Below are 16,168 nucleotides of genomic sequence, written 5' to 3'. Positions count from 1 at the left end.
GGCCTATTTCCCAGCGGGCCCGCCCCATCCTTTTTTCCGCAGCTCGGCCTTCACTATCTCGGTGTGTTCGCCCAGTGCGGGAGCACGGCCTGTAGCACCCGTATCGCTGTCCGACATCCGGATCGGTGAGCGCAGTCCCGGAATGCCGTCCGAGGTGATCTCAAGTCCACGATGCCGGACTTGCGGGTCATCGAAGGCCTCGGCGACCGTGTTGATCGGGCCCGCCGGGACGCCATTGGCCTCCAGCATTGCCAGTGCGTCTGACCGCGGCATCGCCGCCAGCCTGTCGGACATCAGGGCCGCGAGCTTGGCCCGGTTGCCGACGCGTTGGGCATTGGTCCGGTTGGCTGAAAGGACATCGTCACCCAGCGCCAGTGCGTGGGCCAGCCGCTCGAACTGGCCGTCATTGCCGCACGCGATGATGATATGCCCATCGGCGCAGGCGAACTCCTGATAGGGGACGATGGACGGGTGGGCATTGCCGATCCTGCGCGGAGATGTGCCGGTGGCGAAGTAGTTCATCGCCTGATTGCCCAGAACGCCGATCATCGAGTCGAGCAGGGCCATGTCGATATACTGGCCCTGACCTGTGCGTTCGCGCTGTGCCAGGGCAGCCTGGATCGCAATGGTGGCGTAGAGGCCGGTGAATATGTCGGCGAAGGCAACGCCCAGTCTTTGCGGTGGGCCGTCCGCCTCCCCGGTCAGATCCATGATGCCGCTCATGGCCTGGATGGCGAGGTCATAGCCGGCCCGGTGGGCATAGGGGCCGCTCTGGCCAAAGCCGGTGATCGAACAATAGACCAGCCGGGGATGATCGGCAGCGAGGCTCGGATGATCGAGTCCGAATTTGGCCAAGCTTCCGACCTTGAAATTCTCGACGACGACGTCGGCATCGGCGATCAGGGTGCGGACGAAATCAAGATCCTCGGGTTTGCGGAAATCGGCGGTCACCGAGCGTTTGCCGCGATTGCAGGAATGGTAATAGGCCGCTGCCCGGCCGCTTTCATGATCGATCCAGGGCGGGCCCCAGGTCCGGGTGTCATCGCCGGCGGGGCTCTCAACCTTGATCACATCGGCGCCAAGATCGGCCAGGGTCTGACCGACCCAGGGGCCCGCCAGGACCCGCGCCAGTTCGACGACCTTGAGGCCGGTGAGGGCGCGGTCGGTGATCTCGCTCATTGGGTGATTTCGCCCGTGTCGAGGAAAGGCGACGCGTCGAGACCCTCGGCGTCCATCAGTTCGGCGATGCGCTGGAGCGAGGCGATCAGCATGTTCTGTTCCCACGGCTGAAGCTCACGGAAGGAACGCAGGAATCCGGCCTGAAGCAATTCCGGCGCAGTTTCGCCGGCGGCCCTGCCGGTCTCGGTCAGATGCGCCATGACGACCCGCTTGTCGGTGTCGCTCTTGACCCGCTCGACCAGCCCGGCGTGGGTCAGGCGATCAAGGATCGAGGTGATGGTCGCCTGGCTCAGCGACACGGCGCGGGCGATCGCGCTGGGAGACAGGTCGCCCCGCTTTCGCAGCGTGTCGATGACAACGAGCTGCGGCGCGGTCAGGCCGGTTGCCTTGACCAGTCGTTTCGACTGCAGATCGATCGCGCGCGTAATGCGCCGCAGGGACACAAGAATTTCGTCGTGGTCGCTCATTCGGTTCGCCTGTTTGAGGTCCTGAATGGATTTACCCGCAGGTTCGCGGAAATCCAAACGGTTTGAGTTCGAAGAGTCGGCAACTCTTGTTTGATGTCGAAGAAATCCTGCGCGGGATGTCCCGAAATCAGACTATCGAAAATCGGTTTCACGCTGTCACATTCTGGTAACGGGTCGTGAATGCGCGTTTTGGAACAGTTAGTTGTGAGTGGCGGTGACGGGTGGGCCGCCAGTGGATTGCTTCGTCCTAAAAGTTTCAACACAAAGCGATGGTGGCCAGCCCTGACCGGACTCTCTACACAGGCTTCAAAATGTAACGCCACAAGGGACTGTCACTACGTCATGATGAAGCAACGTGCACTTTCAACGACTTTTCTGACCGCCGCAACTCTGTCGCTTGCCGGGGCTGGACTTGCCGCCGCCCAGGTGGATGTCATAACCGTCACCGCCACCAAGCGTGAGCAGAGCACTCAAGATATTCCTCTTGCCGTGAATGCGATGAATGAGGAGACGCTGGAGGAGCTCGGCGTTGATGTCTTCACCGACTACCTGCAGCAACTGCCCGGCGTCACGGCCGGCGGTTCCGGTCCGGGTCAGGCCACGATCTATATTCGGGGCCTTGCCTCGACGACGCCGAATCTCACGACGGCCGGTGTCGCTGGCCTGGCGCCCAACGTCGCGCTCTATCTCGACGAGCAGCCGGTGTCGCAGCCGGGTCGTAACCTGGACGTTTACGCCGCCGACCTGGCGCGCGTCGAGGTTCTGCCGGGCCCGCAAGGCACGCTCTATGGTGCGTCCTCGCAAGCCGGTACGGTTCGGCTGATCACCAATCGTCCGGATCCGTCGGCTTTCTACGCCTCATCGAACTTCGCGGTCTCCTTCACCGAAGGCGGCGAGATGTCGAACAAGGTCGAGGCTATGGTCAACGTACCGGTCGCCGACAATTTCGCACTTCGCGGCGTGGTCTATGTCGACCAGCAGGGCGGCTATATCGACAATGTACCGGGCACGCGCAGCGCGCGCGAGTCGGCCCGCTTCCGCGCTGCCGGCACGATGCGTGACAATGGTGTCCCGGTGAGCGCGACGCGCGCCGGTTTCCAGTCCACGGCCGATCTGACCAATGTCACCTTCCTCGACGCCAACAATTCGGACCTGCTGGAAAAGGACTTCAACGACACAACCTATTCCGGTTTCCGTCTCAGCGCCCTGTATGACTTCAATGCGGACTGGTCTCTGACCGTCATGCACATGCAGCAGCAGCTCGACTCCGAAGGCGTGTTCTTCATGGATCCGAGCCTTGACGACCTGGAAGTCCAGCGCTTCGAGGAAGACGAGCTGGACGATTACTTCCACAATACGAGCTGGACCCTGGAGGGCCGTCTCGGTGCCTTGGAAATGGTCTATACCGGCGCCTACACGGATCGTAATACCGATCAGCGCGTTGACTATTCCGATTATCTCTTCGTCGGCCAGTACCTGCCTTACTATATCTGTGACGGCTCGGTGAGCTATCCGGGAGCGGGCGGTCCGACCGGGACCTGTCAGGCGCCGAACCTGTTCGTGCAGTCGGATACGCGCACCAAGGTCTTCACCCAGGAATTGCGCTTCAATACGCCGGCAGATCGCCGCGTCCGCGCAACCTTCGGCGGGTTTTACTCCGACATGGAAGTCGCCGAGCGCAATGACTTCACCTATCCGGGTTCGGTCAATGCGATCTCCTTCGACGGTGTCACGACGGGCTTCGCGCCGAACTATCCGCTGACAAACACGGCCGTGACGGGTGAAATCGGCAATGCATCGCCGGGCTATTTCTCCGATCCGGGACCTTTCCCGGCCGGCGTCATCTTCCGCAATGACGTCCTTCGCACAGACCAGCAATATGGCATTTTCGGTGAGACGACCTTTGATCTGACCGAACAGTTCTCGATCACGCTGGGCGCGCGCTATTACGATATTGAAGTCGACCTCGTTGGCAGCGCCAACGGCTCCTTCTTCAATTTCGGCCAGACTGATGATGCCCAGGTCTTCGGCACCAATATCTCGGCGCTCTATGGACCGAATAACGCGTTCGGGAATCCGGATGTCGCTGCGACCGACGGCTTCATCTTCAAGGGTACGCTGGAATGGCGCCCGACTGACGGCGCGCTGTTCTACGCGACCGTGTCGGAAGGCTTCCGTCCGGGCGTCCTGAACCGCCCCGGCGGTGCATCCGGCCCCGGTGGCTATACCGTGCCCTTCGCCCTCGATACGGATGAAGTCGTCAATTACGAGTTCGGCTGGAAAACCGATCTCTTCGACAACCAGGTCCGGTTCAACGGCAACGCCTTCATGGTGGAGATCGAGAACCTCCAGACCACGATCTTCGACCCGTCCATCACCAATCTCTTCTTCTCGGACAACGCCGCCAATGCCGAAATCCGTGGCATTGAGGGCGAGGTCACCTGGGCACCGGCTGATATCGAGGGCCTGACCGTTGTCGGCGCCTTCTCGCTGCTCGACACCGAGATCACGGAAGTGCTGGTTCCGACCAATGATGTTCTCGCCGGTTCGGAACTGGCCTTCGCGCCGAGCTATCAGGCCAATCTTCGCGCCCGCTACGAGTGGCCGATGGAAAACGGCATGATGGCGCATGTGATGCCGCAGATCACCATCACCGATGACAGCGTTTCCGACGTCATCGAGATCAACAAGGCGGACGTCGAGGGATATACCTCGCTGAACTTCACGACGGGTCTGACCGGTGAGAGCTGGTCGGTCGAATTGTTTGCCAACAATCTCACCGATGAACGTGGTGAGATTGCCAACAATTTCGTGTTTGACCGCGAACGCGTCACGGTCATCCGTCCGCGGACGATCGGCGTGCGCGTCGGGGTGCAGTACTAGGCCCTGACAAGCCGCTGGCCCAAGGCCACAATGGAAAGCGTCCCTGGCCAGGGACGCTTTCTGTTTTCTGATAGACAGGCGGAGACCCCTGCGTGGCAGAAGAGACGGACATCCATGTCCAGGCGCTGACGGCAGCGCAAACGCAGATGTATGAAGGCCGCTTTGATGCGGCCCGGGAGACGCTGCAACCGGTTCTGGATGCGTCACCGGACCATGTCGATGCGCTCTACATGCAGGCGGTCTGCGCCCGTTACCTCAAACGCCATGACGAAGCCCGCGCCGCTCTCGAGCGTATCAAGGGCGTCTCGCCAGATTTTGGCCGTGCCTATCAGGAAGAAGGCCATCTCCTGCGCGCGCTGGGCGAGGATGATCGCGCTCTGACTGCCTATCAACGCGCTTGCCGGTTCAACCCCGCCCTTGTTGCCAGCTGGCGGGCTCAATCAGACCTCTTGCAGGCGGCAGGGCGTCCGGCGGAGGCCAGCAACGCAGCGGCACAGGCGGAACGGATTGCCGCACTGCCGCGGGACCTGGTCTCGGTCACCCATCTCCTGCACGAGGGCAAGCTCCTGAAGGCCGAACAGCTGTGTCGGGCCTTTCTCCAGAAGACCCCGCACCATGTCGAAGCCATGCGATTGCTGGCGGAAATCGGTTCGCGCTTCGGCGTGCTTGAAGATGCTGACTTCCTGCTCGAGAGCGCCATCGGTTTTGAACCGGACAACACCCAGCTGCGGCTCGACTACATCCAGATCCTGCGCAAGCGCCAGAAGTTCGCGGCCGCCCTCGAACAGGCCCGACAGCTCTGGGAGACCGATCGCGATAATCCGGTCTTCAAATCCCACTACGCCATCGAGCGCATGCAGACCGGCAGCTATGACGAAGCCCTGACCCTGTTTGAGGAGATACTCGTCACACTGCCCGACGACCCGGCGACGCTGACCTCACTCGGGCACGCCCAGAAGACACTTGGCCAGCATGACGCCGCGGTTGCCAGCTACCGGGCGGCCTTTGCAGCCAAACCTGACCATGGCGACGCCTGGTACGGGCTGGCCAATCTGAAGACCTATCGCTTCACCGATGAAGAGGTCGCGTCCATGCAGGCGCTGGAAGCTGGCAGCGATCTGGCTTTCCAGGACCGGGTCCATCTCAGCTTTGCCCTCGCCAAGGCCTTCGAGGATCACGAAGACGTCGCGCAGGCGTTCGACTTCTACGAAAAGGGCAATACGCTCAAGCGGGTCCAGACCCGCTACACCACCGAGCAGATGAAGGCCGAGCTCGATGCCCAGGCCGAAATCTGTGACGCGGCGCTGTTTGCCCGCCAGTCGGGCAAGGGATGCGCCGATCCTGATCCAATCTTCATTGTTGGACTGCCCAGGGCCGGCTCCACCCTGCTGGAACAGATCCTGGCCTCGCACAGCCAGGTCGACGGCACGTTGGAACTTCCCAACATCCTGGCCCTGTCGCATCGATTGCGCGGACGACAGCGGTTGAGTGACAAGACTCGCTATCCTCGGGTGCTCCACGAGCTGGATGCCGGGCAACTGGAAGCGCTGGGCCGGGACTATATCGAAAACACCCGCATCCATCGTGCCGGTGCGCCGCGCTTCACCGACAAGATGCCAAACAATTTCCGGCATATCGGCCTGATCAAACTGATCCTGCCCAATGCCCGCATCATTGATGCCCGCCGGCATCCGATGGCCTGCTGTTTCTCCGGCTTCAAGCAATTATTCGCCGAGGGCCAGGAATTCACCTACGGGCTCGAGGAAATCGGGCACTATTACCGCAATTATGTTGCGCTGATGGATCATTGGGATCGGGTTCTTCCCGGCCAGATCCTGCGCGTGAACTATGAGGACGTCGTGTCTGACCTTGACGGGCAGGTTCGCCGTATTCTCGACTATTGCGGCCTGCCATTCGAGCAGGCCTGTATCGACTTCCACGCGACCGAGCGGGCGGTCCGGACGGCCAGTTCGGAACAGGTCCGCCAGCCGATCTTCGACGCCGGTGTGGCGCAGTGGAAGAAATTCGAACCCCATCTCGACCCGCTGAAAAGCGCGCTGGGTAAAGACATACTGGCCCGAGCGGGACAAGGAACATCATGACCAGACGCCTCTACAAGACCGATCATGAAATCGGGCAGGACAATATCTCCGTTCTCGGACTCGATGTTCACAATCCCGTCTTCTTCATCTCTGCCGTTATCATGATCGGCTTCGTGACTGCGGCAGTGCTTATGCCGGAAGCCGTGTCGGCAGCCCTTTTTGCGGCCCGGGACTGGGTCTTGGCGACCTTCGACTGGTTCTTCGTGCTCGGGGTCAATCTGGTCTTTCTGTTCTGCCTGGTCGTGATGGTGTCCCCGCTTGGCAAGCTGCGCATTGGCGGCAGTGCGGCCAAACCGGATTTCTCGACCCGGTCATGGCTGGCCATGCTGTTCTCGGCGGGTATCGGCATCGGCCTGATGTTCTGGGGGGCGGCGGAGCCCTTGGCCTATCATACCGAGTGGTTCGGCACGCCTTTGGGCGTTGAGCCCGGTACCGACGCATCGGCCCGGCTGGCCCTTAGCGCGACCATGTTCCATTGGGGCCTGAATGCCTGGTCGATCTATGCCGTCCTCGGACTGGCGCTGGCCTATTTCACCTTCTCCAAAGGCCTGCCGCTGACGGTGCGCTCGGCCTTCTACCCGCTTTTGGGTGAACGGATCTGGGGCTGGCCGGGGCATCTGATTGATCTCCTCGCGGTGGTCGCAACCCTGTTCGGACTGGCGACATCACTGGGACTGGGCGCGCAACAGGTCGCCAGTGGTCTCGACTTCCTGTTCGGGATCGACCCGGGCATCCTGACCCAGGTCATCGTCATCGGCTGCATCACCTCCATCGCGATCGTGTCGGTGGTGCGCGGTCTGGATGGCGGCGTGAAGGTGTTGTCCAACATCAACATGGTCATGGCCGGCATCTTCCTGCTGTTCATCTTCATCGTCGGGCCGACGCTGCTGATCGCCAACGGATTCTGGGAGAACACGGTCGACTATGTCCGCGATTTCCTGCCACTGGCCAACTGGATCGGGCGTGAAGACACCGAATGGTTCCATGGCTGGACGGTGTTCTACTGGGCCTGGTGGGTCTCCTGGTCGCCCTTTGTCGGCATGTTCATCGCACGGGTGTCCAAGGGGCGGACTGTCCGCGAATTCCTGGTCGCCGTGATCTTCGTGCCGATGCTGATCACGATTGTCTGGTTCTCGACTTTCGGCGAGACCGCGATCTTCCAGTACGAAAACGGTATCGGCGAGCTGGCTGATGGAGTCGGCGAGGTGTCCCTTGTGTTGTTCCAGATGTTGGACCACCTGCCGTTTGCCGCCATCACGTCCTTTATCGCCATAATCCTGGTCTTTGTGTTCTTCGTGACCTCGTCCGATTCCGGCTCACTGGTGATCGACTCGATCACCGCTGGTGGCAAGCTGCACGCTCCGGTGCCGCAACGCATTTTCTGGGCCTCGATCGAGGGGCTGGTCGCGGCGGTGCTGCTCTATGGCGGCGGTGCCCAGGCCCTGCAGGGTTTGCAGGCCGGCGCGATCACGGCCGGTCTGCCCTTCATGGTCGTGCTTCTGGTGTGCTGTTACAGCCTCTGGAAGGGGTTGTGGTCGGATTTGCGGGCCCAAAGGGCATTGGACGCGGCACAGTCCAAGCCGGCCGAGGCGGAAGGCTAGCCGCGCGGCTGCGGCCCGTTCACAGCCACTTCATCATCCTGAATATCCAGATCTGCACGGCGCTGATCCCGCCCAGGATGACCAGGAAAATCCAGAAGGCGCTGGGCAGGTCGGCGCCCGGTATGCCGCCGACATTGATGCCCAGCAATCCGGTCAGGAAGCCCAGCGGCAGGAAGATCGCGGCGACGAGTGACAGGACGTAGAGATTCTTGTTCATGCGGTCGGCCAGAGCATTGGCCAGCTCGTCCTTGACGATCTGAGCCCGCTCGCGGATAGCGTCCAGGTCTTCGAGATAGCGGGTGATGCGGTCGAGGTTTTCTTGCAGGCGGCGCCTGTGGCCGGTGCTGAGCCAGTCCAGCTCGGACGTGCGCAGATAGGCAATGACGTCTCGCTGGGGGGCGAAATAGCGACGGAAGATGATCGCCTGTTTGCGCAGGGCCGTGATCTCCTGGCGCTCGGCGATCGACGGCTCTTCCATCACCCGTTCCTCGACTTCATCGAGCCGCTCATGCAACTCGGTCATCACCGGTTCCATGCGTTCGAACAGGCGGGCCGACAGCTGGCCGATGAATTCGCCGGTATCCTTGGGGCCATTGCCGGACGCCAATTTGTCCTGGATATCGCGAACGGCCTTTGTCTGGCGGCGCTGGACCGAGATGATACGCGACGGGTCGACCCAGACCCGCACCGAAATCATGTCCTCGGGCTGTGAGTCGGCATTCAGATTGACCCCGCGCAGGATCATCATGGCACCATTTTCGAACTCAAGCAGACGCGGCCGCGTCTCGTCGGCCAGCAGGGCGTCGATGATCAGCGGATCTAGATAGTCCAGCTCGTTTTCGATCCAGTCGCGACTGGCTGGATTCAGGGCGTCGAGGTGTACCCAGGCCAGGGCATCGTCCTGGATTTCGTGGGCGACGGCGGTGCCGCTGAGCAGTTGCCCGCTGCCATCTCCTGTAATTGAGGCGGCGTAGAGAATGCCGGCTGTATCGTCCATGTCAGCCCTCCAGGACCGAAGTCGATGACTTGATGTGCACGTCGCGCTGCGGGAAGGGGATTTCAATGCCGGCATCGCGGAACTTCCGCCAGATCGTGAACATCACTTCGCTTTGCGGTGCCCAGCGGCCTTTCACGACATCGCCGATCCAGAACAACAGCGTGAAGTCGACCGAGCTGTCGCCAAAATTGCGCAGGAAGCATTGTGGCTTCGGATCTTCGATCGTGGACGGGTGTTCGCGCGCCGCTTCCAGGATCAGGGCCTGGGCCTTTTCCAGGTCGGAGCCATAGGAGACGCCAATGCTGATCTCAATCCGGCCACGGGTGTTGGTCAGGGTCCAGTTGGTGACCCGGTTGGTGATCAGATCCTCGTTGGGGACCAGGATTTCCTTGCCATCCAGCGTTTCGATCAGGGTGTAGCGAGCGCTCGACTTGCGCACGAAACCGGACACCCCGTCGGGCAGCTCGATCAAGTCATCCTGCTCGACCGACCTTTCCAGCAACAGGATGATGCCGGAGATGAAGTTCGACGCGATCTTTTGCAGACCAAAGCCCAGTCCTATGCCCAGCGCGCCGGAAAACACCGTCAGCGTGGTCAGGTCCAGCCCCATCAGATCCATGGTGACCAGGAAAGCGACCACATAGAGCGCAATCTGGAAGACCTTGGTGATCAGGATGCGGGTGGTGGCGCGCAGTTTGGTGAGCTTGGCCAGCCGGCCTTCCACGAGGGCTGCAATGATCGCCGTGGTCCAGAACACCATCGCCAGCACCAGAATGCCGCGCAAAACGTCGTAGGCGCTGACCGCCAGGCTCCCGACCGTAAAGGTCAGCATGGGCGTGTCGAGATAGGTTCGAACGGCGTCGAGATGGCCCGACATGCCGGCGGCCAGTACAGCCACGAGAGTCGCAAAGACCAGGATGCCGGCCCAGGCACCATTCGGTTTGATCAGCGACAACAGGAACGTTTTCATGCCCGCAGGCCCCTTGCTGGATCGCGGCGCGATCACGCCGTTGCCATCAGCCGTACTCTGCGTACCAGCCGGTGGCAAGCGCTTGCCCCGCCTCAGTAATCACGGCGCCAGCGGATCGCGACCGAGGCATTGGTGTCGGCCGAGACCCGGGACAGGATGCTGAGATCCGGCGTCAGGGACCATTCGATCAAGGCCTCGTCAATGGCCGAGGCACCATTGCTCCCGACCTCGACATAGACATTGTCACCAAAGCGTCGACCACCGACCACCGACAGGTTGCCGTCGGCATTGGTCGAGACGTCAAGGCGGTCGATCCCGGCGAGGTCACGCAGTTGCCCGACCACATTGAGCAGGCTCTGCCCGGACAGTTGCGCCGCCAGTTGCGCCGCTTCGAAAGCGCCAAGCTGGCTGACGGACTGGTCGAACAACAGGCGCGCCAGGATCTCGTCCTCGGGAAGGGCGGGGTCACTGGTCAGGGTGATGGTCGGCGCGCGCGCCGAGCCCGTGACGCGAGCTGTGGCCCGAAACCCCGACCGGCTGTGAACAGCGCTGAGGTCGACCCGGGCATCATCGGGGGCGCCATCGAAGGTGACGGTTCCGTCGGCGAGCGTGAAGCGACGGTTGAAAACGAAGGCCGACCCTCCGACAAGCGTCGCCGTGCCGATCAGGGAAGGTTTGCTTTCCGGGCCGGTGATGTGCAGGTCGACGCCCCATTCCGACGTGAAGGCACGGGAGGAGACATAGAGCCCGTTGTCGGCCTGGACGCGATAATCGATCCGGACCGGGATACGGGTCTCGTTGAGCGCCCGATAATCCTTGGGTTGGTTGATTTCGAGGACCTGCAATTGCGGGATCGAAGCCGCCCCGTTCAGGGTCGGCTGGGTCCGTAGTTGGTCGACCCGGCTTTCCCCGCTGATCAGCAATCCGTCTGTATCGAGTGTGAAGTCGACATCGCCGCTGGCCTGAACGGTCAGCTCTGTCCGGCGGACGGCGACGAAGCGTTGGAAGGTGAAGCTGGCGGCCCCTTGTGGCAGGCCATCCGCGCCGAATTCCACATGACCTTCGCCACTCAGCTGGCCTTCGCGATTATCATTGGCCGACAGGCGGGTCAGGTTGAAACGGGTTCCGCTCAGTTCGAGATCGACGTCCATGCCGGAGACCAGACTGCCGGCGGTAGTGGCATTGATGCGGCCGTCGCGTAGCGAGAGGCCGCCATCCAGGTGCGGCTCGGCCACCGTCCCGGACACGGCCAGACGGGCGTCAATGCGACCGCTTTCAAGCAGAATGTCAGACGGCAGGAACAGGGCTGCAAGCGCCATCAGCTCACCGTCTGCCTCGATCTCGCCGCTCAGTGGCGCGTCGGGGGCGCCTTGTGGGCGGGCAATGTCGGTGGTTGGTCCGGCGCGGGTGATTTCGCCGCGCGCTTCGAGGCCGCCACCGCGCAGATTGAAGGTCGAATGGGCATCATCCTGCAGGGAAATGCGGGCTTGCAGGTCAAGCGCCGGCACATCCGGCAGGTCGTTCGCCAGCAGGCCGGTGGCGGCGAATTCCGCTTCGCCGCGCCAGACCCCGTCAAGTTCACGCAGGTCGGCCGTGCCCGATATCATGCCCTGGGTCGCCGGCATGGCCGTGATGTCGGCGAGCACGCCGACGGGCAGGTCCTCAATGGCCAGGCTGGCGATCGGACTGATGCCGGATGTCTGTAATGTGAGATCCACCCGGCCGCCGCCCAGCGTAATCGCCGCCGAGGCTGTCACGCCATCAGGATTGGTGGCGAAACGGATCGGCTCGACGGTTGTCCAGTTGTGGGCGGCCCACTTGCCGGAGGGCGAAACGGAAATGGACACACCGTTTTCACCCAGGGCAATTTCGCCGGTCGCGGACAGGTCCACATTGCTGCGGATCCGACCGTCGGCGCGTGCATTGAGGGCGACGCCGGACAGTGGGCCGGACAGGGTAAGGCTGGCCGCATTGAGATCGGCCTCCCCAACCCGTTGGGCGTCCATTGTCAGCGCCGCCTCGATTTGGCCGCCGCGCAGGTCGTCGAGAGAGCCGGCAAATTCGGCGGTCAGTGACATCAGCTGATCGCGGTCAGCTTGAACCGCGACGGTCAGTGCGCGGCCGGTCAAAGCGGTTGACCCGCTCAGTGTGATATCGTCGAAACGTCCCTGTGTGACGACAAGTTCGGTCGTTTCGGCATGATGCCGGGCGGTTCCGTTGATCGTGACATCGCCGAGATCCCGATCAGCGGTGAAGACCCATTCCAGGGATGTCGCAGCATCATCGACGATGCCGCCCAGCCGCCCCCTGATGCCCAGGCGCGGTGCGTGGAGCTCGACCGGCCCGGCCTGCAATTGCCGCGAGGAGGTCACAGAGCGAAGGCGCAAGGCCTGGCGGTCACGCACCAGGCGGAAGGCAGTCGCCAGGCCGCCATCGATTTCAATCGCGGCGAACGGCAAGACGCCGTCCAGTGCCAGATCACCGGCAGCGTCCCAGTCGTCCGCGCCCAGGTAATTGCCGCTGAGCGTCAGGTCGAGCGCACGGCTCCGGGCGTTGAGGGCAGAGACGGTCCATCCGGGCTCCGACGCCGCGAGGCTGGCCCGCGCGGTCATGCCATCAAGAATGCCTTCGGTGGTTGCGGGCCAGGTCACAGCGCTGGCGTCGACGCGCAATTCGATCGAACGGTCAGGCGCGATGGAAATGTCTCCGCTCGCCGGACCGGCAAGGCCGGCATGGACCCGTGAGGTGTCAGCCAGGTTGATCGAGACGTCGCCGACCGGCCATGCCGCGCCAGGTGGAAGGTGTCCGCTTGCTGTGACGGTCAGGGCGTCCGACATGGCAGTGAAGTCTGGTGCAAGCTGCCAGCCGCCGTCACGGCCAAGGTCGGAAATCTCACCAACAATACGAACCCGACCGTTGGCTAGGCGGTCAACTTCGGGCCGACCGGTGTGGACGCCGTCCAGATTGATATCCAACACCAGGTGCGGGTGCCCGCCCGGCAATGTGACCCCGACCGACCCGTCGAGCCGCTGGACGGTCGCGCCGGCAAATTGGATATCTTCGATGGCCGGGCGAATGTGGACGTCGATGCCGTCGCCGCGTTCCAGATCAGCTGTTCCCCTGACCGAACCCACATTGACCTGCTGCCCGGACAGGCGCGCGACCAACGCCGGGCTGAGGTCGAATTCGGCCCGAATGACTGCCTCGGTCACGTCCCGCAAGACAAGGCGGCTGTTGGTGGCGTCCAGGGACACCGTATCCAGGGTGAAGCCGTCCCGTCGTTGCCCTTCGACGGCAAGCTGGATCGTTTCGATTTCGGATGCCAGGGGTTCGGGAACCAGGCCCCACGACGCAGCGTTGATCGTGGCATCGCCCTGCCACCCATCTACACCCCAGTCGAGGGTCGCCTCGGCCCGCGACGTGCTGTCGGCGGTCAATGCCAGTTCGCCGTGACCGGATGCGAGATCACCATCGACGCGGCCATCGATGCGGATGTTCATGTCGGGCAGGCGCAACAGGTTCGCCAGCGTGCCTCCGGCCTCTCCGGTTGCGGTCAGGGTGCCGGCAACACCCTCTGCGTCAACGAGCAGGTCCGTCACGAGACGGTCGCCCGGGGCATCAAGACGTTCGGCCCGGATCGTCAGATTGCTGGCCCGGGATCGAAGGCGGGCGCTCGCCGTTGCGGTCAGCACGGCCTGTGGTCCGGCGACGCCTTCGCTCAGGTCCAGCCGCAACAGTTCGAAACGGTCGAGATTGACTGCGGGAAGTCTCAGTCCGGTGTTTGAACCGTCATTCGCCGACCCTGCTGGTTCGTCTTCGAGAATGGGGCGGCGGGCAATGGAGACTTGTTCTATCAAGGCCTCATTGATCTGGATGGGGCGCGACGCCAGGCTTCGGGCCTGCCAGTCGAGTGTGACAGAATTGGCGGTCAGCCAGACCCCGTCATCATCACTCAGCGTCAAACGGTCGATATGGAGCCGGGACAAGGGATCGCCACGTACGCCGGATACCGAGAGGTGGCCGGCGCCTGGAATATATCGTCCCTCCAGCTGGCTGGTGACCAGCCAGCGGCCGGGCGCCTGTCCGGCGGCCAGCCGCAGGCCGGCGGCAAGGACCACAAGAACGAGCAGACCAAGTCCGATCCAGAGCGCAAGGCGACGTATGACGGCCATTGGAGCCATGCCTAGAACGCCTGGCCAAGGCTGAAATAAATCTGGAAAGCGGGTTCGCCGCTGCGCCGGTCGAGTGGCGCAGCCAGGTCGATGCGCACCGGTGCAAAGTCGAAATAGTAACGCGCGCCGACACCAATCGCGCTACGCATATCACCAATTTCCGGGGCGTTGATATCCGAGGCAATCGCATTGTCCACAAATGCGACGGCGCCCCATTCGGGTGTGACCCGCCAGCGCAATTCAGTGCTGACCTCCACGACTGACAGGCCACCAAAAGGTTCGCCGTCACTGCCGAAAGGGCTGAGCGACTGGTATTCGAAACCGCGCGCCGACCCGCCGCCGCCAGCGAAGAAGCGTTGATCGGCGGCCAGGGTGGAAACCGAGGTGCCAAGGATTGAACCGATGCGGGCCCGACCGGCTGCCACGAGGTTGTCACCCAACCGGAAATAACCGGCAGCGCGTGCATCGACGCGGACATACCGGCCGTCTTCGTCGCCAAAGGTGATGGCCGGGGTCAATTGAAGCGACAGACGAACGCCGCCGGTCGGGTCCAGCGGGTCATTGCGGCTGTCATAGGCACCGCTCAGGTCGAAGGCTGCGGTGATGATGTCACGCTCGCCGTCGACATCGGTCACGCGGGACGTGTCGAGCGAGATACCTGCGCCGTAAGTCCGCCGACCGTCGCGCCGGTTGATACCGATACCGGCCTCGATTTCATCCTGGTCATAGGCGTCTGTGGTTTCGCGTGTGATGCCGGAATTGAGAAACAGCGTCTGGGCGTGGCGGCGCCAATGCGGGCGTTCCAGGCGGGCCGAAGCCGATTGGTTCAGAGTTGCCAATGTGGTCGACAAGGTCAGGGTCTCGTCGCGCCCGAACATGTTGCGGCGGGTCCAGCGCATGTCCGCCCCGGCGCCTTCGCTGGTCGAATAGCTCAGGCCGGTCTCGATGGTGTGGCGGTCCGCGGCGGTGAGCGAAATTTCGATTTCGCGTTCAGCGGTGCCGGCGACCGGGTCTGCCAGGCCGACGCGTGCCGTTCGGACACTGGCCAGATCATCAAGGCGTCGCTGATAGGCCAGCATGCCTTCCCGGCTGGCAACATCGCCCCGGGCAAGTGGAGAAATGCGGGCAATGAATTGCGGATCCCAGCCCGCAGTTTCGCGGCTGACCTCGCCGTAGCGTGAAAATGGTCCGGACTGGAAGCGAAAGGTGATCAGCCCGTCGCGTCCGGCATGGTCAACGACGACTTCCCGCTCCAGCAGTTCGGCATCCGGCCAGCCCTCGCTTTGCAGCGCCCGCAGGGCGCGTGCCTCCGCGTCGATGACGGTTTGGGCCAATAGCGGTGCCCCGACAGGCAGGGCGACAGCCTCCAACGCATGATCGCGGGCTTCGACATCGCCATTTGTGTTCGCGTCCACGCGGCCGACGGTGAATTGTGGACCGGGCAGGATTCGCAGGCTGGCACCGCGCGTATCATCGACATAGGTATCGACCCGGGCGGTGTAGTACCCACGCGACCGCAACAGCCGCCGTGCCCGGTCTGCTGCGGTTCGGGCATCGCGCATGGCGCTGGTGGCCGGGGCCTCAGTTGATGTGTCGCGCTCACCGATCGCTGACACCAGTGCGGCGAGGAGTTCGGTATCGCGAACGCCCTGCACCTGCGCCAGAGGTTCCGCAAAGGCGGCCGGACTGCACACAAGGATGAAAGCTGACAGAAGGGCGGTTTTCAAACCGGGTCACCATGGAACGCGATCCCCGGTTTATAAGGCCCGCGTGATAACCTGTCCTCCCCTATTGTGA

Annotated in this window: 9 protein-coding genes; 3 read left to right on the top strand and 6 right to left on the bottom strand. The window is 62.7% G+C overall.

The features are described from left to right. Nucleotides 1-3 precede the first annotated feature (3 nt). Nucleotides 4-1,170 (bottom strand): CoA transferase, encoded by a 1,167-nt coding sequence (locus tag MMAR10_RS13685; RefSeq protein WP_041637855.1) that lies wholly within the window; start codon nucleotides 1,168-1,170, stop codon nucleotides 4-6. Between the two features lie 5 nt (nucleotides 1,171-1,175). Then, nucleotides 1,176-1,646, bottom strand: a complete 471-nt coding sequence (locus tag MMAR10_RS13680; protein ID WP_011644581.1) for a MarR family winged helix-turn-helix transcriptional regulator — start codon at nucleotides 1,644-1,646, stop codon at nucleotides 1,176-1,178. Between the two features lie 342 nt (nucleotides 1,647-1,988). Here MMAR10_RS13680 and MMAR10_RS13675 point away from each other — a divergent pair, with 342 nt between their 5' ends. The 3 genes from MMAR10_RS13675 to MMAR10_RS13665 all read left to right on the top strand — a co-directional run bounded on the left by MMAR10_RS13675 (nucleotide 1,989) and on the right by MMAR10_RS13665 (nucleotide 8,232). Next, nucleotides 1,989-4,529: a TonB-dependent receptor gene (locus MMAR10_RS13675; RefSeq protein ID WP_011644580.1), complete on the top strand. Its 2,541-nt coding sequence runs from the start codon at nucleotides 1,989-1,991 to the stop codon at nucleotides 4,527-4,529. A 92-nt stretch (nucleotides 4,530-4,621) separates the two neighbouring features. Beyond that, the gene (locus tag MMAR10_RS13670) at nucleotides 4,622-6,631 is read left to right on the top strand and encodes a tetratricopeptide repeat-containing sulfotransferase family protein (RefSeq protein ID WP_011644579.1); all 2,010 of its coding nucleotides are present in this window, start codon (nucleotides 4,622-4,624) and stop codon (nucleotides 6,629-6,631) included. Beyond that, a complete protein-coding gene (locus MMAR10_RS13665; protein WP_011644578.1) occupies nucleotides 6,628-8,232 on the top strand; it encodes a BCCT family transporter in 1,605 nt (534 codons plus the stop codon). Before MMAR10_RS13670 ends, MMAR10_RS13665 begins: the two co-directional genes overlap by 4 nt. Nucleotides 8,233-8,251: 19 nt before the next feature. Here MMAR10_RS13665 and MMAR10_RS13660 read toward each other — a convergent pair whose 3' ends face one another. The 4 genes from MMAR10_RS13660 to MMAR10_RS13645 form a co-directional block, all read right to left on the bottom strand. Further along, entirely contained in the window at nucleotides 8,252-9,229 is a 978-nt protein-coding gene (locus MMAR10_RS13660; RefSeq protein ID WP_011644577.1) for a zinc transporter ZntB, read from the bottom strand. 1 nt (nucleotide 9,230) lies between these two features. Continuing rightward, complete coding sequence (locus MMAR10_RS13655) at nucleotides 9,231-10,199, bottom strand: mechanosensitive ion channel family protein (RefSeq protein ID WP_011644576.1); 969 nt, start codon at nucleotides 10,197-10,199, stop codon at nucleotides 9,231-9,233. 92 nt (nucleotides 10,200-10,291) lie between these two features. After that, on the bottom strand, nucleotides 10,292-14,371 hold the full coding sequence (locus tag MMAR10_RS13650; protein ID WP_041637023.1) for a translocation/assembly module TamB domain-containing protein: 4,080 nt from the start codon (nucleotides 14,369-14,371) through the stop codon (nucleotides 10,292-10,294). 11 nt (nucleotides 14,372-14,382) lie between these two features. After that, entirely contained in the window at nucleotides 14,383-16,098 is a 1,716-nt protein-coding gene (locus MMAR10_RS13645) for an autotransporter assembly complex protein TamA (protein WP_011644574.1), read from the bottom strand. Nucleotides 16,099-16,168: the final 70 nt, after the last annotated feature.

Origin of the sequence: Maricaulis maris MCS10, from assembly GCF_000014745.1 — a bacterium.
In the GTDB taxonomy this organism is placed as follows: Bacteria; Pseudomonadota; Alphaproteobacteria; order Caulobacterales; family Maricaulaceae; genus Maricaulis; species Maricaulis maris_A.
This window is presented reverse-complemented; position numbering and strand designations above follow the sequence as displayed.

Bases quoted from the DNA above. Each gene is read 5' to 3' on its own strand.
- MMAR10_RS13675 (WP_011644580.1), top strand. From the start codon at position 1,989: ATGATGAAGCAACGTGCACTTTCAACGACTTTTCTGACCGCCGCAACT.
- MMAR10_RS13680 (WP_011644581.1), bottom strand. From the start codon at position 1,646: ATGAGCGACCACGACGAAATTCTTGTGTCCCTGCGGCGCATTACGCGC.
- MMAR10_RS13650 (WP_041637023.1), bottom strand. From the start codon at position 14,371: ATGGCCGTCATACGTCGCCTTGCGCTCTGGATCGGACTTGGTCTGCTC.
- MMAR10_RS13655 (WP_011644576.1), bottom strand. From the start codon at position 10,199: ATGAAAACGTTCCTGTTGTCGCTGATCAAACCGAATGGTGCCTGGGCC.
- MMAR10_RS13660 (WP_011644577.1), bottom strand. From the start codon at position 9,229: ATGGACGATACAGCCGGCATTCTCTACGCCGCCTCAATTACAGGAGAT.
- MMAR10_RS13665 (WP_011644578.1), top strand. From the start codon at position 6,628: ATGACCAGACGCCTCTACAAGACCGATCATGAAATCGGGCAGGACAAT.